We start from the raw sequence: 23,615 nt of genomic DNA, 5'->3' as shown, positions 1-23,615 counted from the left end.
GTAGATATGCGGAACCGCGGTCTGATATGTCTTGCGGTCTACCTTGATCCGATTGCGGTGATCGGTTTCCAGTCCAACTGAGTCCAGATTGAGTTTCGATGTTGCGCCCATGCGCCCGGCTGCAAACAGCAGCATTTCGGCCCGCACGTGACGCCCGTTTTCTAGGGTCACTTCCACATGCTCGCCCGCATCTTCAATCTTTTCGACAGCCGATCCCAACCTCAGATCAACACCGTTTTCGCGGATTTGATGGGTGAAATCATGGATCAAGCGGCTATCGATGAAGTCCAGAAACGTATCCCGCGGCTCGATCAGCGTCACCCGAACGTCCAGCGCCGAGAACATCGTGGCGTATTCGACCCCAATGACCCCGGCACCGATAACAACCAGTGAACGCGGGATCTCCGCCATTTCCAGAAACTCGTCGCCATCGACCACGGTCTTGCCGTTGAACGGAACATAATCGGGGCGATAGGTCTTGGTTCCTGTCGCAATCAAAAACTTGGCGGCCGTTACACGTGTGGTCTCTCCAGCATCGGTGGCGACTTCCACTTCATGTGGCCCGACGAACTTGGCTAAACCGTCCAGAGTATCGACGTGGTTCCGGTTGAACTGATGTTCCAACACATCGACCTCGTGATCGAGGGTCATGTGCAGGCGGGCTTTCAGATCTTCGGCGCGGATCTGGTCCTTGACCCGATAGGAACGGCCATAAAAACTGCGCTCGCGCCAACCGGACAAATTCAGAACTGTTTCGCGCAATGTTTTGGATGGGATAGTGCCCGTGTGAACGGACACCCCACCAAAACGGTCTTTACGGTCGATCACCAGAACCCGTCGCTTGAGCTTGCCAGCCTGAATGGCTGCAGAACGCCCCGAAGGCCCGGAACCGATGATGACCAGATCATAATCGTATTTGCTCATACCTCAGTCTCCGTACAGCGCTTCGGCGTGGAAAACGATGTGATCTTCCATGAAGGTAGATACAAAGAAATATGAATGGTCATACCCCGGCTGGAGGCGGATGGTTGCTTGCTGGCGACGCTCAGCGATGGCTTGGGCAAGCGCTTCGGGGCGCAGCAAGTCCATGAACTGATCATTGGTGCCCGTATCGATCAGGATGGGGCCGTCGAAACCGGTTTCTTTCATTAACAGGGAAGCATCGTGTTTGGCCCAAAGAGATTCATCATCCCCCAGATACGCGCCCAGCTGTTTGCGCCCCCAGTCAGCGCCCGTCGGGTTCGCGATGGGTGCGAAGGCCGAAATCGAGCGGTACCGTCCCGGAAGGTTCATGGCCAACGTCAATGCACCATGCCCGCCCATGGAATGACCCGTGATGGCCTGACGTTCGCTATCGATGGCAAAGTTTTCGAACAGCAGGGCGGGCAATTCGTCGGCAATGTAATCCCACATCCGGAAATGCGGTGCCCAAGGCTCCTGCGTGGCGTTCACGTAGAACCCAGCGCCCTGACCCAAATCGTAGTCGTCGTGATCCGCAACACCTTCACCGCGTGGCGAAGTGTCGGGAAACACCACTGCAATTCCCTGTTCCGCAGCCCACGCCTGTGCGCCAGCTTTTGTCATCGCGTTTTCATGGGTGCAGGTCAGACCAGACAGATACCACAAGATCGGAACCGGGCCATCTTTCGCCTCGGCCGGAAGAAAAAGGCCAAACGTCATGTCGCATTGGCATGCCGACGAAGCGTGGCGATACACGCCTTGCACTCCACCGAAGCAGGCATTTTCCGAAAGGGTTTCCATCAGGCATCGTCCTTATTCTAGAGTCGCAACATGGCTAACGATCCACGGACCCGGCGTAAAGTCCGAGTGCCTTTGGAGTGAGTATTTTTGAAAAGGTGAAGGTCAGGGGGTACCTAGAACCGCAATAACAAGTGGTATGGTGACAATGCTGACGAGCGTCGACAACAAAATAGCAGCCGAGGCGCGCTGTGGGGCAATGCTGTAATGCGCGGCCAGCATATAGACATTTCCTGCTACGGGCAGAGCGGACGCCGCAATTGCAACGCTTGCCGGGAATGTTTCGATCGGGATCAGCCAGATTAGGGCGATTGCTACGAAAAGCGGGTGGATCACTAGTTTGCAGAAACTCAACCAGGCAGCGATTTGAATTCTTTCCGCGGATTTGCTTGCCAAGGAAGCGCCGATGGCAAAAAGTGCTCCGGGGGTTGCGGCACCACCCAGAATGTCAAGAAAGTTGTTCAACGGATCGGGAACCGGGATTTGCAGGGATGACCAGACGAGCCCGGCAGAGATCGAGACAATCATCGGGTTCTTGAGCAGACCCATTCCAATCAGTTTGAATGTGGCTGGGGTCAGCCTGCCGTCGCGCCCACCGTTGATCAGGATCACGATCAGAGACGAGAATACCACCAGATCTACGGTCAGGACCAGCATGACCGGGCCAATAGCGGCTTCGGTGAACAGCAGCGCGAGCATTGGCAGGCCAAGAAAGCCAACGTTCCCAATAGCAGCGCATTGTGCCTCAACCGCCGAAGTAGGCACGTCAAGGCCGCGTATCCACGCTATGCAAGTTGCTATGCCATAAACAGCAGCGGTGCCTATGAGATAACCGAAGATCAGTCTTGCGTTGAAAATCTCGGCAAAGGGCAGGGTCGCTGCAAATCGAAACAACATTGCCGACAGCGCGAAGAAGAAGACGAACTTGGTTAGATATGCGGTTGCTTCGGCTGTAAAGAACCGTGTGCGCCCAGCCCAAAAGCCAAGGCCGATGATTGCAAAAAAGGGAAGTGTACGCAAAAAGATATCGGCCATGGGCCAAGTCCTAGCACGGTTTAGAACCGTCGCAAGAGCTCAACACCCTAAATTGAGCGAGGTCAGAGTAAAGGGGAATACGAGAATCCTTGTACCTGAACCGAACGGTTTATAAACTGTGACAGGTATTGATCGAGGAGATGACATGACCCAGACCGCCACCATCCTGCGCACAGGCCGAAAGTTCGATCAGGTTTTGCGCGGGGCCCGAGAGGTTTTCATGGCGGATGGATTTGAGGGCGCAAGCGTGGATGATATTGCCCGCGCGGCTGGGGTGTCAAAAGCAACCTTGTACAGCTATTTCCCGGACAAGCGTCTTTTGTTCATGGAAGTTGCGCAAACAGAATGCTGCCTGATGGCTGAACGGGTCGTGGCGATGATCGACGAGACCAAACCCGCCCGCGAAGTACTGATGATCGCGGCGACGCAGCTGACGGCGTTTCTGGTTTCAGATTTCGCGCAGCAAGTATTCCGGATTTGTGTTGCCGAACGGGACCGGTTTCCGGAACTTGGCCGCGCATTTTACGAGGCGGGGCCACAAAACGGCCAGCGTCAAATGGCGGAATATCTTGAAAAAGCCGTGGCCAAAGGTGAGTTGGTGGTTGAAGATGTTCATATCGCGGCCGAGCAGTTTTCCGAGCTTTGCAAGGTAAGGATCTGGACTCGAGCGGCCTTTGGAATTCAGAATTCGTTCAGCAAAGAAGAAATCGCCGAAGTAGCGACACAAGCCGTTGATATGTTTCTTGCCCGTTATGGGGTCTGATCCGATTAAGAAATGGCCCATGTCCGGATCAGGGACACAGACCATTGCTCACACACCAGAACACTCGATGCAGTTCAGCTTACAGCGATAAGTCTTTTCAAACTCTTTATTTGTCAAACCGTTGGCGCGGTTTGGGACTCAACGTAGGCTGGAAAGAAGAGCAGATCAGCGTCTGAGTTTGTTGCCCAGTTTGGTGCGCTTTAGCTCGCTAGCAACAGGCCAAGCCAGAACGAAAACCAGCACAGAGCAAGGCTGATCAGAATATTGCCTGCTGCCAAAAACAATGTGCGTTCGCGGTGAAGTTCAAGCGATTGGTAGGCAAAGCTGGAGAAAGTCGTAAAACCGCCGCAAAACCCGAAAACAAGGCGTTTTTGGTCCTCGGGTATGTCTACAGGACCGCCCAAATACCCAACCCAGATCCCCAGCAGCAAGCTACCCAACACATTTACAAGTAAGGTTGCCAGTGGCAAGTCGTGCCGAATCTTCAGCGCCAGCCAATGGCGCATCACGGCCCCCAGACCTCCACCCAAAGCGAACATGAAATGAAGATACAATTCGTTCATGACGACAACGTTTTGGAATGAAAATGTCGACCAAGTCTTTCGCCAATCAGCGCGGCAGCAAGGCCAAATGAAACTTCCAGCCCGATTGCCAGGGACGTTACCCATAGGCCGCCATCGGCTATTCGTTCAAGATCAGCAACAAAAGATGAGAAGGTCGACAATCCACCGCAAAACCCGACAGCGCCAAGGTGCAGAACATGCGCGTGCACTTTATTGCGCACGGAATACAGCCAGCCCAGAACAAAACAGGCGACCACGTTGATGCCGAAAGTCGAGGTGAGAAAGCTTAGGCCTGGGATCTCTAGTGCAAACGCCTCACGCAACAACGACCCAAGCGCACCGCCTGCGAAGACGGACAGATACATCACGCTTTTTCGGTCACGCCAGAGGTGGGATTGTGTGTTTGCCAAGGATCGGCCCTTTGTCGTCCGTTAAGCGTGATTTATCCGCCGGTTGCACCGGGTTCAACAGTTGGGCGGTTCGTAACATGATTTCACGTTTGCGCCCCTCAGCAGACATTTTTCCGCGGGCACTTGAAATAAAATTTCAATCTGTTTCACGTTGAGTTCTGACAGCATGGCTCATCAGCCCGATAATAACACAAGGAGTATGGAACATGATTGTACGCAGAATTTTCTTTTTTCTGAGCTGTGTCTGTCTGCCGTTGGTTCTGATCCTTGGGTTCTTCTGGTCGCCTGCGCATTGGCTTCTGCTCATTTTGGTGCCGTATGCGATCATCGGTCTTTATGATGTTCTGACGACCAAACATAACGTCCTGAACAATTATCCGGTTCTTGGGCATTTCCGGTACATGCTGGAATTTGTAAGTCCGGAAATTCGCCAATATTTCGTGGAAACCAACGAAAGTGGACGGCCTTTCAACAGGATTGTCCGAGGGTTGGTTTACTCTCGGGCCAAGGGGCAGGTGGACACACAGGCGTTCGGCACACAATACGACATTACGGAAACCGGGTATCATCGTGCCAACCACTCATTAGCCCCCAAACATGTGGACAAGAGTGAAGAACGTGTAATGCTGGGCGGTCCACAATGTACGCAACCATACAGCGCCTCACGCCTCAACGTGTCTGCCATGAGCTTTGGCGCGCTCAGCGCCAACGCCATCCGCGCGCTGAACGGAGGAGCCAAGGATGGGGGGTTCGCGCATAACACCGGAGAAGGCGGGCTGTCACCGCATCATCTGGCCGAAGGTGGTGACATCATCTGGCAGATCGGGACGGGTTATTTCGGGTGCCGGACCCCTGCTGGTGGATTTGACAAGGACAAGTTTGCCGAAAAGGCAGGCAAGGACGTGGTCAAGGCCATTGAGATCAAGTTATCACAAGGCGCAAAACCTGCCCATGGCGGTGTTCTGCCTGCCGCCAAAGTCGATGCCGAGATTGCCGAGATACGGGGTGTGCCTGAACATCAGGATGTGATTTCTCCGCCTACCCACAGCGCATTCGATGGGCCCACAGGTTTGATGCATTTTGTCCAGCACTTGCGAGAGATGTCCGGCGGCAAACCTGTCGGGTTCAAGCTGTGCATCGGCAGGCCGTCCGAATTCATGGCGATCTGTAAAGCAATGCTTGAAACGGGTATCTTGCCGGATTTCATCACAATTGACGGGGCAGAAGGGGGCACGGGCGCAGCCCCGGTGGAATTCACCAACCGGTTGGGTATGCCCCTGAACGAAGCCTTGATCTTTGTCGGCAACTGTTTGCGCGGTGCCGGAGTGCGTGACAAGATTCGGATCATCTGTTCCGGAAAAGTGGCGACCGGTTATGACATGGTCGAGAAGTTGGCGCTTGGTGCCGACATGTGCAATTCGGCGCGTGCGATGATGTTTGCGGTGGGTTGCATCCAGGCATTGCATTGCAACACAAACCGTTGTCCGTCAGGGGTGGCTACACAAGATCCCATCCGCGGGCGCGCCGTGAATGTGCCGCAGAAACGCCGGCGTGTTCATCGCTATCACGATGCCACACTGGAAAGTTTCCGCGAGCTTTTGGGCGCGATGGGCAAGGAAAAAGCGTCCGAGTTACATCCCTGTGATATCCTGCGCCGAACTGCGGACGAGCATGAGCGTACCTATGCCGAGCTTTATATTTATCTGGAGGACGGTGCCTTGTTAAAGGACGACATTCCCGAAGAATTTGGAGATGATTGGAACCGAGCTTCGGCCGCACAATTCTGAAAACCACATTAGGTAGCGCGATGATTGGTCATGTGAAAGCGCGGCCGTAATTGCCCGCTTTTTCCGCCGTCTTATGCAACTTTCGTTATCTGGGAATGGATCGCGGGTTGTTTGCCACGTGGGTATTGATCTTGCGAATGCTCCATTCAACAGAATCTCTCATCGCGCGCCCTAAAGCCAGATCAAATGCGCTGATCAGGTCGGGTGTCTGATCGCTGGTCGCCACAACGTTTTCCTGAAACGAGCTAGATGCAATGATTTTGTCTTCGTACTCGTCGATCACCTTGATATTCATGCGCACTTCAATACGAACTTTGGTTCCGTTCTCGGTGTCCGCGATCACAACCCCCTGAAACTCTCGAAGGTCGGGTACAATTATGTAATCGGCCCGCAGGCCTACGGTTGAGCGTCCAACGGCTGCAACTTTGCCCGAGTTCTCGAAGCTTTCGACCAAAAGGGTCTGAACGATCAAAGGTGCGCGATCGACCCAACGAGCGCGGGGCAGGTATTGCACCTGCAACGGAGTAGGCTGAACGGCAATCTGGTCCGTGTTCACTGCGGCGGTTGCCGACGGTTCCTGAACGACGATCTGCTTGTCAATCCTGGGCAGCGCCGAGGAAAACGTGCTTTTAGGGGTAAGCAGATACAAATCATTTGGTTTTGCCGCTTGTTGCAACGTGCCCAAACCAGCGCAGCCGCCAAACAAGACAACCATCAACATTGCAAGTGCAGGCTTGATCATTGACGAAACTCCGATGCTTGGGTGCCCAACAGGAAACGTGCCGGATCGCGTTGAACTTTGTCTACGAGGCGATCCAGACCGATGACAAGGCGCTGGGATTCTTCGATGAAACGAATAAATTGAGGCAACCCGACACGCAGGAAATCCGAAACTTGTCGGCGGTTGCTCTGAACAATGCCATCGATGGTTCCCAATAGTTCGGACGCGGAATTTGACGCGCTCAGGACGTCGTCCGAGATCTGGTCGATCTTTTCCGTGATGCCCGCGACGGTTTCGGTCACCTGATTGGCCGCCTTCCGGACATCTTCCGCTACAGGTGCCACGTCTTCCTCCATGACACGATTTGCAGAGTCAAAAGCGGATTCTGCCGAAGCCAGCGCCCCCTTGGCGGACTCCATCGCCGTAGTAATCGAGCCAAGCGTCGTATTGGCGTTCATCACGGTTTCGTTCACAATTCCAAGGGTAACGCTGCCTTCATCAGATAAAACGGTCAATCGTTCAGCCAGTTGCGAGCTTCGCTCAATGAAAGGCTTCACGTCTTGCTGCAAAATACGGTCCGCCATCTGAATGGTTGTATTAGCTTCATCCAGCGCTGTCTTGGCGGACTCGGATGCCGTTTTGACAGCTTCCAGTGTTTCAGAGCCGGTCTTAAGCGTTGTTTGAGCGGTTTCGATCAGAGGGTCCAGCCGCTTTGAAAACGCGCCAATATCCTGCGCAGCGCTGCCGATGTCACTTGCGACGGATTCAAAACTTGTCAGTGTCTTGTCCAGTTTACCTGTAGCCGAAGCAAGATTGTCCAGAATACCGCTCACAGCTTCCCGGTTTTTATCATCGACGACTTTGTTCAGGTTTTCCAAAAGCGTCACGGCTTCATCCAGAGCTTTTGGCGCGCCTTCGAACAGGGATTGAATTGCGCTGCGTTTGCTCTTGATAATGCTCTTTTGTGGCAATCGTTCAGCGTTAGCCGATCCACCGGTCAGTTCAACGTAGCCAACACCGGTTACGCCAAGTGACTGAAGCTGTGCGATTGTCTCATCGGTTATCGGAATGTCTGCGTCCACTTCAATCCGCACCCGAACCTTTGACGGATCATTTTCGTCCAGTTCCAACGAAATGACCTGCCCGACGGGCAGGCCGTTGAAGTTTACGCCGCCTGCCGCCGACAGACCCGCGACATTGTCGAAAAGAACATCGTAATAAGCGTATTGGCGCGTGATCTCAAACTTGGCGAGCCACAGGAAAAAGCCGAATGCGCCCAGCAACCCCGCAAGGGTAAACGCGCCAATGAGGATATAGTTCGCCCGGGTTTCCATTGCCTTTACCTGTTTTGCCCCTTCTGCTGCGCCGCGCGGGCGCGGGGGCCTGTGAAGTATTCCTGTACCCAAGGATGGTCGACCTTGGTCATGTCCTCAATCGGACCTTCAACCAACACGCGCTTTTCTGCAAGCACTGCAACGCGGTCACAGATGGCGTAAAGGCTGTCCAGATCATGGGTGACCATAAAAACTGTCAACCCAAGTGCCTGCTGTAACTCGCCGATCAGTTCATCATATGCCGCTGCGCCGATAGGGTCCAATCCTGCGGTCGGTTCGTCCAGAAAAACGATCTCGGGGTCAAGGGCCAGCGCCCGGGCCAGCGCGGCGCGTTTGCGCATACCGCCCGATAATTCCGAGGGAAACTTACCGCAACTCAGCTGTGGCAGGCCCACAAGGCTGATCTTCAATGCACCCAGAGACTCCATCAGTTTTTCGCTGAGACCTGTGTGTTCCCGCAACGGAGCCATCACATTTTGGAGCACGGTCAGCGACGAAAACAGTGCCCCATCCTGAAAGGCAACGCCCCAGTGGCGTTCGATTCTGCGACGATCATCTTCCGGACCATTCAGAACATCGACGCCCAGAACTTCGATTTCTCCGGCGGCGGGTTTGTTCAGCCCTACGATAGTTCTGAGTAACACGGATTTACCGGTGCCCGACCCGCCGACGATTCCCAGAACCTCTCCCCGCCAGACGTCAAGATTCAGGCCTTCATGAACCACTTGCGTACCGAACTGAGTTCGGAGCCCGCGCACACGAATGACCGCCTCGCGGTCTGTGGTCGCGGCCAACGATGCCTGTTGTGTGTCATTGTTCATGTCATATTCCGATCTCTGAGAAGAAGATCGAAAACAAAGCATCGATTGCGATCACCATGAAAATGGATTGAACAACTGATGCTGTCGTACGTTGACCGACACTTTGGGCGGACCCTTTGACCTGCATTGCCTGCCAGCAGGCAACAACGCCGATGACGAGCGCAAAGAACGGTGCCTTGATCAGGCCGACCGCCAGTTGCCAGACGTCGGTGTTTTCCTTCAAACGAGTAAGAAACATGCCGGGGCTTACACCCAGGTCGATCCAGCTCATCAAGGCGCCGCCAAACAGGCCTGCCATATCGGCGACAAACCCCAATATGGGCAGCATGATCAACAAGGCCAATACGCGGGGAATGACCAGAACTTCGATCGGGTCCAGACCCAGTGTTCGCATTGCGTCAATTTCTTCCTGCACTTTCATCGAACCAATAGATGCGGTGAATGCAGAACCCGAGCGCCCGGCAACGATTATGGCGGTCAGCAATATGCCCAGTTCACGCAGAACCGAGATCGAGATCAGCTCGACCACGAATATCTCAGCTCCAAATTGCTTCAGTTGGGTCGCGCCCTGAAAGGCGAGTACGACACCGATCAGAAATCCCATAAGGGCCACGATTGGCAGTGCCTTGAACCCGGTTTCTTCCATGTGCGTGACCAGCGCTGCCTTGCGCAGTCGCCATGGCATGATAATGGTACGAAACAGCCTATGCAGTGTCAGACCCAGAAATTCGAGGATCGAAAGTGTGTCCCGCCAGGCGCCTACCGTGATGTGGCCCATTTGGGCGATCAAATCTAGCAGACTTCGCGGTTTATCAAGCTCACCGGGTTCGTCGGGGATGCTGCGGGTTACAGTATCTATCAGAGTGGCATGTGCTGGTTTCACCCCTTGAAACTCAAGTGTTGCACCTTGCGACGTGAAGCGTCTACCGAGATCCGCGATCAGCCAGGCACCGCCTGTATCAAGAGCTTTGACATCGGACAGATCAAGAACGACCCTGTCTCCGGTTAGACGGACAGAGGCAAAACCCTGCTCAACGGTTTGCAGCGATTGCGTGAGCAGCTCTCCGGATATGCGTACACGAGTGCCGTTGGAATCGTATTCTGAGATTATCGTGGGCTGCGTCATGAGGTCATGTGAAGTGAAACACTCGAAGACCGCAACGGCTTTGTGCCATTGGACATCTTTTTGCCGCGCCGCATGGCCTTGGCGTCACGCCGGTCGCAGTATTGGACCGCCTTGAACTGATCCCTGCCAGATGTTTTCGCTCTGCGACTTTTTTGGGGATTATGTGCCATGTACAACCCACAAATCGGTTGCGCATAAGCCGGAAGCAAGACACATTCCGCGTTGGTTAATACGGCGCGGAATGGGAGAAGTCGGTATGCATCAGACCAAGAACGTCTTGTTTGTCATCATCGATCAACTCAGAGCGGATTGCTTGTCCGGGGCCTTGGCAGATCATGTGAACCTTCCAAATTTACGGGCTTTTATGGATGAGGCCGTGACCTTTACCCGCCATTTTTCGGTCACCAATCCCTGCGGTCCCTCGCGCGCGTCGATCCTGACCGGCCAATATGCTATGAATCACCGGTCGGTAAGAAACGGCACGCCGTTACGGCACGATACCCCGAACATCGCCACGGAAATGCGCAAAGCTGGTTACTTGCCAATGTTGTTTGGGTACACAGATACCTCCGCCGATCCGCGCGTCCATGATCCCAATGACCCAGATCTCAAGTCTTACGAGCAGTCGATGACAGGGTTTGTCGAAGTTGTCGAAATGCGCCTTGAAGAATCATATCCGTGGCAAGCGCATTTGATGAAAAAGGGGTACCAGTTCGAAACGTACTGGGATGTTTACAAGCCCGTTTCGCCTGTTGGTGGACAGCCGCGATTGAACGATCCCGCGCTGTATCGGGCCGAAGACAGCGACACAGCCTTTTTGACCAATGCCTTCCTGGACGGAATCGCGCCGCATCGTGGAAAGGGTTGGTTCGCCCATTTGACATATATCCGCCCTCATCCGCCGTTGGTCGCACCGGCCCCTTACAATGATATGTATGACCCGGCGGGCATCCCTTTGCCGCATTGCTTGCCAAGCGCGGCAGCAGAAAAAGCACTGCACCCGTTTTTCGGACCAAAGCTGGATACCTATAGCGCGAAAAAATTCGTTCACGGTTTCGACGACGTTGAACCTACGGACGAAAACATTCGCACCTTGCGTGCTATATATCTGGGCCTGGCGACCGAGGTTGATCACCACATCGGTCGTGTTGTCCAGTACCTGAAGGACAGCGGGCAATACGACGATACACTGCTGGTTATCACCGCCGATCATGGTGAAATGCTGGGGGATCGACACAGCTGGGGCAAGATGACGGTCTACGATGCGGCGTATCACACACCGCTTATGATCCGTTTGCCAGGGAACGAAGCTGTGGCTGGAAGCAAGATCAAAGTACCAACCGAGTCTGTGGATGTCACTCCGACCATACTGGACTGGATAGGGCAGGCTGTTCCAAACGCTATGGATGGTCGATCCTTGCTGCCATTGTTGCGGGGTAATATCCCGGACAATTGGCGCGATTATTCTTTCAGCGAACTTGATTTCTCAGAACCTGAAAACCCGACGTTATGGCAGCAGGAATTGGGGACCGGTAACAGCGACTCGTGTTTGGGAATATTGCGGGATGAACGGTTCACCCTGGTCGAGTTCGCTGCCGACCTGCCCCCGATCCTGTTCGACCATCTAGGTAAGGGCGAATTCGAGAACGTCGCGGAGAATCCAGATTTTGCAACGGATCTCGCACGGTTAAGCCGACAGATGTTGCGCCACAGGATGAGAAACATGGACCACACGTTGTCCTTGCACTCGATCACATCTGAAGGTGCAAAATCCCGCCCCAGATATACATCTTAGAACGCGGATATTGTACACCTTCATCGTTTCTGGCACCGCCGGGCGTATTGTTGTGGGCTGATTTGTCAACGTATTTTCACGTTGTGCATTCACGGATCGTCAAAAGCATTAAACCGAAGGCTGGGTCTGAAAACGCCTCCTCTCAATTCCACTACCCGCGCGTGATTTCTGATGCTACGCATGAGCCGTGGAGAAGACCAACTTGAACATAACCGAAAAGCGTATCAAGGCGATGACGACCGCCGGGCTGAACCTGATCGGTCAGGCGCTTTCCATTTATGACAGCAAGTTGCAACTGGTGCTCAGCAATCGCCGCTTCCAGGAAATGTTCGGTTTGCCGGACGAGCTGGTTCAAAGGGGCGCTCTGTTTCGCGACACGATCCACTTTCTTGCCAGCCGCGGTGAGTATGGCGACGATGAAAGTGTCGATGAAATGGTCAATCTGCGTGTCCAGCAAGCCTTGGCGTTTGAGCCTCACTACATGGAGCGCGTGCGCCCCAATGGGCAGGTTGTTTCAATAGAAGGCGCGCCGCTGCCACAAGGCGGGTGGGTCGCGGTTTACACCGATATTACCGGCACACGGCGGGCGGAAAACCTGTTGCGCGCGCGGTCAGAGGAACTGTCGGAACAGTTGCTGAGCCACGCGGAAGAACTGTCCGCAACCAACCGCAAACTTGCGGCCACGATCGCAGCGCTGGAAGAGGCCAAGCGGGAATTGACCGAAATTGAAGCCCGCACTCGTATGGTGACCGAGATGATGCCGGCTCATATCGCGCATTTAGACAGCGACGGCCGTTACGATTACTCGAACCGTCGGCTGAGCGCCGTCATGCCTGGGCGTCCGTCCGATATTCTGGGGCTTCATATTTCTGAAGCGCTGGGTGCGACCGCCTTTGAACGGGTTCAGGCCCATTTGCTTAAGGCCTATAGCGGAGAGCCGTCGGTCTTTGAGTTCACTGAAGATCAGGATTCCCGCCGTATTCGGGTTTCATTTACGCCGGATGGGGCAGGGGGCGTGTACGTGATGTCGGTGGACATCACCGAAGAGACACAGGCACGCGTTGCATTACAGCAAACCCGCCGTCGGGCGATGGCGGCCCAGATGACCAGCGGGCTTGCCCATGACTTTTCCAACCTGCTTACTATTATCCTTGGGATGCAGTCCCGCCTCGACAAGATGGATTTGCCGGATGGTGCGCGGGAACTTGTGGCGGCAACTCAACAAACCGCGCGTCGGGGCGGGCAACTGCTGAACCGGATCGCCGACATGACTGGAAACCGAACGCCGCAACCGCAAGCCACTGACATTGGGGGATTGTTGGAAGATCTGAGGATTCTGGCGACACCGTCACTGCCTCGCGGTGTAGGCCTGTCCGTCGTAAACACCTTGCCGAAACAGACATTGATGCTTGATCCAGGTATGGTTCAGGATGCGCTATTAAACTTGGTCCTAAATGCCCGGGACGCCTGCGGAAGCACGGGCCAGATCACGATCAGTGCACATGCCATAGGTGAGATCTGGATCGAAGTCACAGTTTCTGACACCGGGCCGGGGTTTTCACCCGAGGCGCTTGAAAAGGCGCTGAACCCGTTTTTTACAACAAAAGGGAGCGACGGTTCGGGTCTGGGGCTGCCGATGGTTTATGATACGGTCAAGCTTGCCGGTGGTGATCTGAATCTAAGAAATACGCCATCTGGGGCCTCAGTTGTCATGCGCTTGCCTTTTCGGCCCGCTCCTCCGGCGCAGGACGGGTTGGTACTGTTGGTTGAAGATAACGAAGACCTGCGCGGGCAGTTTAGGGACATGCTTGTGGATTTGGGCTTTACTGTCATTGAAGCAAATTCAGTTGATGAAGCACTGGCCTTGATATCAAGTGTGAAGGACATTTCGCTAGTCTTGTCGGATATCCGTCTGGAAGGACACGGTACAGGCTTGGACATCCTTGAACAGTTGAAGCCGGGGTTGCCGTTTATCCTTATGACATCTCTGCCAATTTCAGATCCGCTGCATCAACGGGCCCTTGCTTTGGCCCCTGTTTTGCGTAAACCGTTCTCACAGGCTCAATTGTCCGCTCTCATCCAAACCGAGGCCGCCTGATGTCGCAACCGCTGGTGACCATTCTCGACGACGAACCCGAGATACGGCGCATTCTGACGGATGCCCTGGAGGATGCCGGTTTCAGGACGCAGAGCTTCTCTCGTGCCAGAGAGTTTGAAGCAGCCCTAAATCGAGTGACCCCGGATGTTTGTCTTGTGGACCTGTCTTTACCAGATACCGACGGGCTGGCGCTTGTTCATCGCTTGGCGCTGGAACAGGGTGCAGCTGTGATCATTATTTCCGGCCGAGCACAGGTTCAGGACCGTGTGACAGGGCTGGAGCTTGGCGCAGATGACTATATTACCAAGCCGTTTGACCCTACCGAGGTCGTAGCCCGGGTCCGCGCCAGGTTGCGCGCACCGCGCGGGCGGACGTCACAATCGGATACGGCTGAATTCAACGGTTGGATTGCGCATTTTGATCGGTATGTGCTGGAAGACGGGTCAGGGTCTGAAACACCTTTCAGCCATGCTGAAGGCGAGGTTCTGCGTCTGTTTCTGGAAAGCCCCAAACGGCTGATCAGCAGGGGGCAGATGCAGGAGTCTTTGGGCGGTGCGGCCGGCGACAGTTTTGATCGTGCTATGGATGTCAGAATCTCCAGATTGCGTACGAAACTTGGTGAAGATCCAAAGAATCCGCGCCTGATCAAAACGATCTACGGTGCCGGGTATATTTTCCTGGGGGATGTCGACTGGAAATAATGACGCTCTGGTAGTCAGATTGCGAACCTGAATTTCTATCGATCCCCTCTGCGTCAGGCAATGTTGATCGAGGATACTGTAAGAATTTGAAAAAAAACTATTTTATGGTCTTTTCAGTTACTCACGCAAAGCTTGATCTTTTATCTTCACAACAGGTTCCAGCAGATACTCCAATACGGATTTTCGACCTGACAAAATGTCAACCTCTGCGATCATGCCGGGTATGATTTCCACAGCAACACCATTTCCATCGAGCATGGTGTCGCTCGTGCGAATTTCCACAACGAACACCTCTTCGTCGTTCCGCTCTGAACGTGTGACGGTATCGGCGCCAATCCGTACGATTTCACCATCCAGCGCCCCGTATCGCGCAAAATCATAAGCCGTGATCTTTACCTTTACGGGCTGTCCAGCACGCAAAAATGCAATATCTTCGGGCTTTACGTAAGCTTCGACCAATAGTGTGTCGTCCAGGGGAACAATCTCGACAAGGTCTTCGCCACTCCGCGCCAAACCCCCAATGGTGGTTCGGTGGATGCGGTTGACGATACCGCGAACCGGAGAGCGAACCTGCGCTCGTGCAGCGCGGTCGCGTAGGGCTGGCAAGGCGGGTTGCAAAGCCGCCAGTTCCGCAGTTGCAATGGCCAATTCAGTAAGCGCCGCACTTCGAAATCGGCTGTGAGCAGCTTGAATGCGATCATTTATTTCATCTAATCCGGTTTGCAACCTACTGGTCACGGTTTCGGCACGGACCTTGCGACCGCGCCACTCGGCTTCGCTGCGCCGCAACGCCAGCAATGTCGTTGCCGGTTCCATTTGCCGCTCGACAAGCGGAGCTATGATTGCACGCTCCTCCCCAAGCACCTTTAGGGTTTCTTCTGCTGTTACCTGATCCACTAAACCTTCTTCGTGTTCTCGCTGCTTTTGCTCACGTTGTCGTTCCAATATGGCGATTTCTGCTTCCAGCTCTGCTTGCCGACCCTGATACAATGCAGTTTCCGAACGCACGACACTGGGTGCACCTTCGATCAACTGCGCATCGAAATTCAATTGCGTACCATCAATTTCTGCTTGCAGTCGTCGTGCACGGGCTTGCAGTCCGAAAGCGCGCTGTTGTTCCTGGCTAAGTTGGCTGTCGAGTTGTGTGGCGTCCAGTTCCATCAACAATGTTCCTTTGTCGACCAACTGACCTTCGCGCACATGGAGCGACCGCAACACGCCAGGTTCGGAGGCATCGATCACCTGAATGTCGCCCGAAGGCACGATCCGCCCGTCGACGCGCGTTACGTCATCCAACTCGGTCAAATGCGCCCACAGCCCGGCCGAGACAATACAGGACAGGATCAACAGCAAGAGCAATGAACCACGAACGGGGGACCGCCCCTGCATTTCGCGCGCCAACTTCGCCAGATCAGGATGCTGCGACATTCAAGTGCCTCCCTTTCTGGCGCATGTGCTGCGTCAGCAAGCTCTTGGGCCCATCAGCCGCGATTTTTCCGTTTTCCAGAACGATAACTCTGTCCACAAGCTCCAGCAGGCTGGTTCTGTGTGTTACAATGACCAGGGTTGACCCGGAAGTTGACTTACTCAGACGCTGAACCAGTTGGGCTTCGCTTTTGACGTCCATCGCACTGGTTGGCTCGTCAAAAAGCAAAACCGGAGGACGCCCGACAAGTGCCCGTGCCAGGGCGATTGCCTGCCGTTGCCCACCGGAAAGCCCCTCACCACGTTCCGCGAGTTGAATATCATAGCCCAAAGGATGGCTGTTCACGAATTCTTCGACTCCGGCAATGCGGCCGGCTTCGACAATGTCGCAATCTCTGGGTCGGATTGCGCCACTGGCGATATTGTCCCTGACAGACCCCGAAAAAAGCCAGACATCCTGTAAAACGGATCCGATATTGCGTCGCAAGTCACCCGGGTCGATCTGACGTATGTCCAATCCATCAACCATGACCGAGCCCACTCGTGGCGTGTAAAGCCCCAATAGCAGGCGCGCAATCGTGCTTTTCCCGCATCCGATTTGACCGAGAATTGCGACTTTCTCGCCAGGCTTGATTGTGAATGAGACACCATGCAGGGTATCTTCGCTTTGGTCAGAATACGAGAAATGCACGTTATTGAAGGCAATTTCCCCTTTGAAATCAGATCGGGTCAGCCATGTGCGCCCCTCCGGGCGTTCGCTTTCTGCATGCATTAGCGCATTGAGACTGCGATAAGCGCATCTGGCCTGGTTAATGCGGGTCAACGTCTGCGCCAGTTGACCCAGAGGGGCCAACGCCCGACCGGTCAACATTACCGAAGCGACCAGCGCACCCATGCTGGCTTGCCCGTTCGTGATCAGAAAAACACCAAGAAATACGACAAGCACTTGCGCGGCCTGTTGGGTGAATCCGGTCAGGTTCAGCGCGAATTGCGTGACCGTCCGGCTTCGCGCACCATGCGCTGACTGCTGTTCGATGGCCTGTTCCCATCGTGCGCGCATTTTTTGGCCTGCTGCCGTTGTTTTTATGGTTTCTAGTCCCGAAACAGCCTCAACCAGAACTGATTGTTTGGACTGCCCATCGGACAAGCTTCGTTCCGCCATCCTTGATAAAACTGGCTGCACTGCCAAACCTGTCAGGAGCACCAAAGGTACGGCCAGAGCGGGGATCAAAGCCAGTTGTCCCCCAACCAGATAGATCACCAGGATGAACAACCCAATGAAAGGCAGGTCGACAACGGCCACCAGCGTCGCGGATGTAAAGAACTCTCGCAGAGTTTCAAACTCGCGAATGGTGCCGGTCATAGCACCAGTAGACCCCATGCGCGATTTCATCTGGATGTTCAGCAACTGGTCGAAAATGCGACGGCCCATCAACAAGTCGGCTTTCTGCCCGGCCTTGTCGATAAATCCCGCCCGCAGCAACTTGAGGGCAAAGTCAAAACACAATGCCAACGCCACGCCCATGGTCAAAGCGATCAGCGACTCAGTCGCTTCGTTAGGCAATACCCGGTCATAGACCACCATGATGAAAACGGACGTGGACAAACCAAGAAGGTTTGCCAGCGCCGCTGCGAGTGCGACCTGAATGTATGACCAACGACTGGCGGATAGTGCGTTCCAGAACCAGTGACCGCCATGTGAACTGGCCCCCCCCAACGTTTCGCCGTCGTGATGGCGACGGAACAGGATTGCGTAACCGGTATAACAGGCTGCCAGCCTGTCTTCGGAAACTTCACCGACACCTTCGCCTAGCTCTGGGTCGAAGACCAATAAAGCGCCGGTTTGCGTTCGTCCGTGAAAGACAACGGCTTTATCTTCTGCCAACAGCAACAGGGTGGGCGTCAGATTGTTGTCCAATTCGGAAAGGCGCTTTGCCCCATACCCCGCCTGCATGCCCGCCTTTTGCGAGAGGGCGAGAATGTCCCGTATTGTCAAATCCCCATCTGCGCCAGTTTGCGCTGCGTGCAGCGCCGCGAGACTCAATGGCCGTTCAAGTGCCGACGAGATATTCAACAGACAGGCTTCAAACGGTGTAAGTAACGAGGCATTGGGGGCAGGGTCGGATGCGTTCATTGTGTATTGCCCCAGTCGCCCAATGAAACCCCAAGCAGGTCGAGTATGTCTCCGGTCAGGCTTAGGGCTGCATAATTGGTTAGAAAGTAGCTCTGTTCCGCAAGGATCAAACGTTCCTGAGCATTTACGTAGTCGCGCTGAGCATCCAGAATTTCAATGAGGCTGCGGCGGCCGATTGAAAATTGTTCACGGGATGCAGCGACACTTTCCGCGTTAGCCTCCACTGCAATCCGGGCTTCGCGCAACCGATCGGCACCCGCTTTTTGATCCGAACGGATAAAACCCAATTCTCGCGTAATTTCTCGGATAAGCTGCTCGCGCGCAAACTCTGTCTCTTTGACCAACGATTCCGCCGCTGCTATTGCGGCGCGGCGTTGGCCGGTGCTGTCCAACTCGTAATTGAAAGAAAGATCCACTCCAAAATTCGCGTCACGATTGTTATCCTGGTTTGCGAATGCGGCGACCCTGACATCAGGGCTGCGGCGCGCTTGTGCTGCGGACCATTCCGCCTTGGCGGCCAGAAGGCTAGCATCGGACCGCCGAACCTGAGGACTGTTCATTATGATCTGCATGTCACTTCTTTCCAGCCCAGGTGCCGGAACTGGTGCAGAAAGAGTGCCAGGCTCATCCCCAAATACTTCGCGGAATCGCGCTTCGGCGCGGTCTGTGCGCGCATACGCATCAGCCAGCTTTGTGCGCGCATCGGACATGCGTGACCGGGCTGCCAGGACGTCGGCACTTGAACCGACGCCGTTTTCTGTTCGGTCGGTTATCTGGCGAACAAGCTCTTCATGGGTCAAAACATTCTGTGCTGCGATGCTTTGAATCTTTCGTTGATCGAGGACAAGTACATAGGTCTCGATAGCTGCGAGAGCAGTGGATGAGGCCGTTTGAATCTGATCGCCTCTGCTTTCCAAGACACGTGCCCGCGCAGCGGTCAGATCCCCTGAAGCCGCCCCGCCGTCATAGACCAATTGTGAGACCCTCAGATACGGCGAGACGTCCGCGATATCTGATGCAATCCTCTCAGACCGTGCGTTTAATCCCAGCGAAATCTCCGGGAGAAAAGCGCCTTCAGCTGCGTCTTGTTTAGCCTTCGCGATACCCATTCTGGATTTGGCTTGCGCTAGGTTGGGACTGTTCTCAACCGCCTTTTTCACCCGCTGCCCGAAGGCACTGTGACTGAGTGATTTTGATGGTTTAGTTGCCCCGGCGCCGGCTGTTTGGGCTGCAAAGGACATCGTAACTGGCGTCAAATCAGGTGGACGCGTGCAGGCAGAAATGGAAATCAGAAGCAGACTGAACGCAATAAAATAATATGAATACTTACTAAATGGCATACTGACCCTCCTGCCACCGATGGTCCAACAAGCTTTCCTTTCGTTGGGCGGCTGCCAGCGCCTCCATAAATTCTGAAGCATCCGACCTAACACCGGTCGACGACTTTTTCGCCAATTCTTCGGCTCGCATTTGAGCTGGCAAAAGCCACGCGCAATGGGTCAAGGAAACTTGGTGGGCATGTATGAGGCGCAGGCCTCCGTTCATGGCGAGTAATGACAGATGCGCTGAAGGAACTTGCCGCAAAGCAGCCAGGTCGACGCCGAAGTAACCGCCGAGGCATTCGTCCATTTGTACGCAGGCGAGTGGAGAAAAAAGCCCCATACCACCTATCGTGCGGCACAACTGATATGTGTTCTCCAGTGACGCTGTAATCTTGCGAAAGAACGCCTGAACATTTTGCAGTTCAGGCCCCAGCGCTCCGGTTCGGTCAAAGAATGGCTCATCGTCGGGGTTGTCGGTAACCAGGTCCAAGCTTTCGTTGACAAGCAAACCAAACTCCCCCTCTCCGGTTTTGTCCTGAAGCTCAGGTGATCGGAACTGAAATGGCACACACCGTAGTGCCGAGGGAACGTAGCTTGCGCGCCATTCCCCTTTCGCTGACACGAATGGCGTCGGTTTATCTGGTGTCATCGATAAGATTGCCACGGGGTAAAATCCCCGTTCGGATTTCCGGAACGCGATCGGAAAAGTGGCTGCTGCCTGTAGGACCTCTGCCTCTGCCACCGGGCAGTCGACCATGTCGCGCGCGAATTCGAACGACGTGTAACGTTTCCAGAACCGATGACCATGTCGTAATCGTGTGACCGGGGTTAAGCCAATCTGCGCCATAACTGCCTCGTGTTTCTGATGAACGCCAATTTTTTCCTGAGTTGGGTCAAGCCGTCGCACCGGTTGGGTCGGTGTGTATGATGTTGTCGGCAGTCAAGCCGCTGAGATCGGCCAGGCCATGGAAAGTGGCGAGGGTTTCGACGTTGGCATCGCCAGGTGTCAAGAAATCAGCTTTGATCAGAACACTGTCTGTTCCGTCCGTTGCCATCACATAGAGCTCGTCACCTGCAAACGCTCCGGCAAGGCTCTCTACAGCCGTTTCGAGTGTCCCGGCAGTGAGGTCTGCAAGAACGGTATCGAGGCCCACAAATCCGGTGTCTGTGCCCAATGTGCCGCCGACAGAAAGCAGCTCGAAACCGGTGCCATCACCGCGAAGTGAAGCGACATTCAGTCCGCTGAACATCAGAGCGTCGGTCACATCTGCTGCGGGCCCAATTGTGAAACCGGTTATGCTGTCTGCGCCATTGTTGTTCGGGTCGGCTTCAAAGACAACGACGTCCCGCCCGGCTTCGACGATGTCAATGCTGTCATCGCCGCCACCGCCACGAATGATTGTATCCGTGTTTGCCGCGGTGAGGATGTCATTGCCATTGGTGCCAAACTGAACAGAAAGAGGGCCACCTTCGGGTGATTTTATCGTCAACTCAATGGGTTGGGCAGCATCCTGTATTGTCATTGTGAAGGTGACAAGAGGTTGGGACAAATCAGAAAAAACAGTCGCCGCCCCAGCGAAGTTGATGATGTCTCCTGTACCTAGGTTTGCAAGGAACAAATCGAACGCGCTGTTTTCCGTGTCAGACCCGGTGTCGAAAGTGGCGACAGATGAGTCGAACTCAAGCTCCGCTGTAAAAGCCAAGCCACCAGAGATGTCACGATTTGCATCGGCATAAATAGCAAATGTAACGGTTGATCCACTGCGCCCGACCTCAGAGATCACGTACGCAGCTGGTTCATGAGCAACCGCCTGATCCGATACAGGCAAGGGATCTGGTCCCCCTGCAACGGTTGCCTGGGCTGAAATAGACAGGGCATCCCCAGCTTCTATGGCGGCGAAATCTGACGACGCAACAGCCAGTGTCCAGGATCCGTCCGCGGTTACTGTCGCGCTGCCGATGGAACTGCCGTTCAGCAAAACATCTACAATCTGGCCGTTTGAAAGCCCGGCAGAGGAACCGCTGACAGTAATGCCTGACACCTTGGCATCAGCAAGGGCCACCGCGTTGTTTACGCCGATATCGTTCAGCATCAGAATAGGTCGAAAGTCCGTCGTTACCGAACTGCTTGCCGGTACTGCGCTGTTGCCAGCGATATCGTCAACTGTTGCGGTGATGGTGTGGTTTGTTCCGTCGGACAGCGCGCCCAGGTCGCTGGCTGGCACAGTGATCGCCCAGGTTCCGCCCAAAGCAATACCGGTATAGGTTTGCCCGCCAAACGTGACAGAGACTGTTTGGCCATCTTCCGAGGTCGTCGTACCTGAAATTGTCAGGTCTGTACCTTGTTCCGTTACATCCAATACGGAGCCAACCGGCAAACTGTCGATCGTGATTGCTGGCGCTGTAAAATCGGTTGTAAAACTTGTCGAGGTTTGGTTGCCATTCCCAGCAGCGTCTGAAACAGAAGCCGTAACATTATAGACACTTGCGTCCTGGAGGCCTGAAAGTTCGGCAACTGTTGCGGTATAGGTCCAGACACCACCGGACACCGTTGCTGTACCGCTTATATCTACAGTACCGTCAGTTCGGGCAATCTCAACAGTAATGACTGTCCCATCCTGAGCGTCAGAAGTTCCCGCGACAACCAGGTTGGTACCTTGCTCAGTAGCGTTCATGAGAGCGCCATCAGAAATACTGGTTATTCCTAGGGTGGGGGGTGTGAAATCGGTGGCGAAACTATTGCTGGCTTGTGACGCCTGATTGCCTGCCGCGTCCGAAACATCAGCCGTGACCGTCACGGTGGCGGCATCAGAGAGGGCCGCAAGATCTATGGCGGGGACAACTGTGCTCCATGACCCTCCGGTGGCTATCCCAGTGTAAGATTGCCCGTTCAAAGTGACGGTAACGACTTGACCGTCTTCAGCCGACGTAGCGCCCGATACTGTCAGGTCTGTCGCCAATTCGACAGCATTCAAGAGCGCCCCGGTCGAGAACGTGTCGATGCTGAGGGTTGGCGCTGTGACGTCTTTCGAAAGTGTCACATCAGCCTGAGGGGCTGTCAGCCCGTTTGCGTCGCTGACATCTGCGGTGATCTGAAAGCTGCCACCGTCGGCCAAAGATGCCAGATCACCGGCTGGGACAGTTACAGTCCATGTTCCGCCCATCACTGTTGAGGTATAGGTTTGACCATCCAGTGTGACGGTGACTTGCTGACCATCTTCGACATTGGCGGTTGCCCCGCTTATGGCCAAACTTGATCCGGCTTCAGCAGCGTTGAGAACTGCGCCGACGGAAAGAGGAGATATCGAAATAGAGGGGCCGGTCAAGTCCACTGGTACAGTAACAAGAATCGGTGCGGCCGGGTTGCCAGCGACGTCCTCGACCGCCACAACAATTGCAGCAGGTGTTCCAGTGGACAGACTGCCGAGGTCGGAATTGGGGATCGTGACAGTCCAATTTCCGCCTGTCGCAATACCGGTGTACACCTGACCGTCGAACGTGACGATGATGGTTTGCCCGTCCTCGGCCGTGGTGGAACCCGTTAAGGTTAAGTCACCAGCCACATCAATCAGGTCAATTGATCCACCCGCAACGGGATCCAGAGAAACACTTGGAGCGGTGAAATCCGTATCAAAACTTCCGCTGGCCTGTAGGGCCGGGTTTCCAGCCGCGTCAGCGACGTCTGCCGTTACATTTACGATTGCACCGTCAGGCAAGGCGCTAAGGTCAGCCGCCGGGACGGTTACACTCCACTGTCCACCGGAAACCGTACCGGAATAGTTTTGCGCGTTCAGTGAAACCGTTACGGTTTGCCCGTCTTCT

19 protein-coding genes are annotated in these 23,615 nt (G+C 54.6%); 5 read left to right on the top strand and 14 right to left on the bottom strand.

The genetic code is table 11. The features are described 5' to 3' along the window. The 3 genes from AC2FND_RS14065 to AC2FND_RS14055 form a co-directional block, all read right to left on the bottom strand. A partial coding sequence (locus tag AC2FND_RS14065) for an FAD-dependent oxidoreductase (RefSeq protein ID WP_496770389.1) occupies window positions 1-924 on the bottom strand: 924 nt, incomplete at its 3' end. Between the two features lie 3 nt (window positions 925-927). Then, complete coding sequence (gene fghA / locus AC2FND_RS14060; RefSeq protein ID WP_496770388.1) at window positions 928-1,761, bottom strand: S-formylglutathione hydrolase; 834 nt, start codon at window positions 1,759-1,761, stop codon at window positions 928-930. A 102-nt stretch (window positions 1,762-1,863) separates the two neighbouring features. Beyond that, window positions 1,864-2,793, bottom strand: coding sequence for an AEC family transporter (locus AC2FND_RS14055; protein ID WP_496770387.1), 930 nt, complete (start codon window positions 2,791-2,793; stop codon window positions 1,864-1,866). Between the two features lie 145 nt (window positions 2,794-2,938). Here AC2FND_RS14055 and AC2FND_RS14050 point away from each other — a divergent pair, with 145 nt between their 5' ends. Then, on the top strand, window positions 2,939-3,556 hold the full coding sequence (locus AC2FND_RS14050) for a TetR/AcrR family transcriptional regulator (protein ID WP_496770385.1): 618 nt from the start codon (window positions 2,939-2,941) through the stop codon (window positions 3,554-3,556). Between the two features lie 200 nt (window positions 3,557-3,756). Here the strand turns inward: AC2FND_RS14050 and crcB are convergent, their stop codons facing one another. Together crcB and AC2FND_RS14040 are read right to left on the bottom strand one after the other, a co-directional pair. Then, complete coding sequence (crcB, locus tag AC2FND_RS14045; RefSeq protein WP_496770384.1) at window positions 3,757-4,119, bottom strand: fluoride efflux transporter CrcB; 363 nt, start codon at window positions 4,117-4,119, stop codon at window positions 3,757-3,759. Then, entirely contained in the window at window positions 4,116-4,484 is a 369-nt protein-coding gene (locus AC2FND_RS14040) for a fluoride efflux transporter FluC (RefSeq protein ID WP_496770383.1), read from the bottom strand. Before AC2FND_RS14040 ends, crcB begins: the two co-directional genes overlap by 4 nt. Window positions 4,485-4,735: 251 nt before the next feature. Between AC2FND_RS14040 and AC2FND_RS14035 the strand changes: the two genes are divergently transcribed. Next, a complete protein-coding gene (locus AC2FND_RS14035) occupies window positions 4,736-6,316 on the top strand; it encodes an FMN-binding glutamate synthase family protein (protein WP_496770382.1) in 1,581 nt (526 codons plus the stop codon). Window positions 6,317-6,401: 85 nt separating this feature from the next. On the opposite strand, the gene AC2FND_RS14030 is transcribed toward AC2FND_RS14035, so the two are convergent. From AC2FND_RS14030 to AC2FND_RS14015, 4 genes are read right to left on the bottom strand one after another with little or no spacing between them, the layout of a single operon-like run. After that, complete coding sequence (locus tag AC2FND_RS14030; protein WP_496770381.1) at window positions 6,402-7,058, bottom strand: ABC-type transport auxiliary lipoprotein family protein; 657 nt, start codon at window positions 7,056-7,058, stop codon at window positions 6,402-6,404. Beyond that, window positions 7,055-8,371, bottom strand: a complete 1,317-nt coding sequence (locus AC2FND_RS14025) for an MlaD family protein (RefSeq protein ID WP_496770380.1) — start codon at window positions 8,369-8,371, stop codon at window positions 7,055-7,057. Before AC2FND_RS14025 ends, AC2FND_RS14030 begins: the two co-directional genes overlap by 4 nt. Before the next feature lie 5 nt (window positions 8,372-8,376). Further along, window positions 8,377-9,192, bottom strand: a complete 816-nt coding sequence (locus AC2FND_RS14020; RefSeq protein WP_209507106.1) for an ABC transporter ATP-binding protein — start codon at window positions 9,190-9,192, stop codon at window positions 8,377-8,379. 1 nt (window position 9,193) lies between these two features. Further along, window positions 9,194-10,318 (bottom strand): ABC transporter permease, encoded by a 1,125-nt coding sequence (locus AC2FND_RS14015; protein ID WP_496770379.1) that lies wholly within the window; start codon window positions 10,316-10,318, stop codon window positions 9,194-9,196. 256 nt (window positions 10,319-10,574) lie between these two features. Here AC2FND_RS14015 and AC2FND_RS14010 point away from each other — a divergent pair, with 256 nt between their 5' ends. The 3 genes from AC2FND_RS14010 (at window position 10,575) to AC2FND_RS14000 (ending at window position 14,912) form a co-directional block, all read left to right on the top strand. Continuing rightward, a complete protein-coding gene (locus AC2FND_RS14010; RefSeq protein WP_496770378.1) occupies window positions 10,575-12,113 on the top strand; it encodes an alkaline phosphatase family protein in 1,539 nt (512 codons plus the stop codon). Window positions 12,114-12,315: 202 nt separating this feature from the next. Continuing rightward, window positions 12,316-14,211, top strand: coding sequence for a PAS-domain containing protein (locus AC2FND_RS14005; protein WP_209507103.1), 1,896 nt, complete (start codon window positions 12,316-12,318; stop codon window positions 14,209-14,211). Beyond that, complete coding sequence (locus AC2FND_RS14000) at window positions 14,211-14,912, top strand: response regulator transcription factor (protein WP_209507102.1); 702 nt, start codon at window positions 14,211-14,213, stop codon at window positions 14,910-14,912. The genes AC2FND_RS14005 and AC2FND_RS14000 overlap by 1 nt, the downstream gene beginning before the upstream one ends. Window positions 14,913-15,029: 117 nt before the next feature. Here AC2FND_RS14000 and AC2FND_RS13995 read toward each other — a convergent pair whose 3' ends face one another. The 5 genes from AC2FND_RS13995 to AC2FND_RS13975 all read right to left on the bottom strand — a co-directional run. Continuing rightward, window positions 15,030-16,340 (bottom strand): HlyD family type I secretion periplasmic adaptor subunit, encoded by a 1,311-nt coding sequence (locus tag AC2FND_RS13995; RefSeq protein ID WP_496770377.1) that lies wholly within the window; start codon window positions 16,338-16,340, stop codon window positions 15,030-15,032. After that, a complete protein-coding gene (locus tag AC2FND_RS13990) occupies window positions 16,324-18,471 on the bottom strand; it encodes a type I secretion system permease/ATPase (RefSeq protein ID WP_496770376.1) in 2,148 nt (715 codons plus the stop codon). Before AC2FND_RS13990 ends, AC2FND_RS13995 begins: the two co-directional genes overlap by 17 nt. After that, entirely contained in the window at window positions 18,468-19,811 is a 1,344-nt protein-coding gene (locus AC2FND_RS13985) for a TolC family protein (protein ID WP_496770375.1), read from the bottom strand. Before AC2FND_RS13985 ends, AC2FND_RS13990 begins: the two co-directional genes overlap by 4 nt. Beyond that, window positions 19,801-20,640 (bottom strand): SapC family protein, encoded by an 840-nt coding sequence (locus tag AC2FND_RS13980; protein WP_496770374.1) that lies wholly within the window; start codon window positions 20,638-20,640, stop codon window positions 19,801-19,803. Before AC2FND_RS13980 ends, AC2FND_RS13985 begins: the two co-directional genes overlap by 11 nt. A gap of 46 nt (window positions 20,641-20,686) precedes the next feature. Next, window positions 20,687-23,615: beta strand repeat-containing protein (locus AC2FND_RS13975; RefSeq protein ID WP_496770372.1), on the bottom strand; the 2,929-nt coding region annotated here is incomplete at its 5' end.

The sequence above is a fragment of the Ruegeria sp. BHSB056 genome (genome assembly GCF_059613305.1).
The sequence above is the reverse complement of the archived record's forward strand: the minus strand, read 5'-3'. Positions and strand labels throughout refer to the sequence as shown.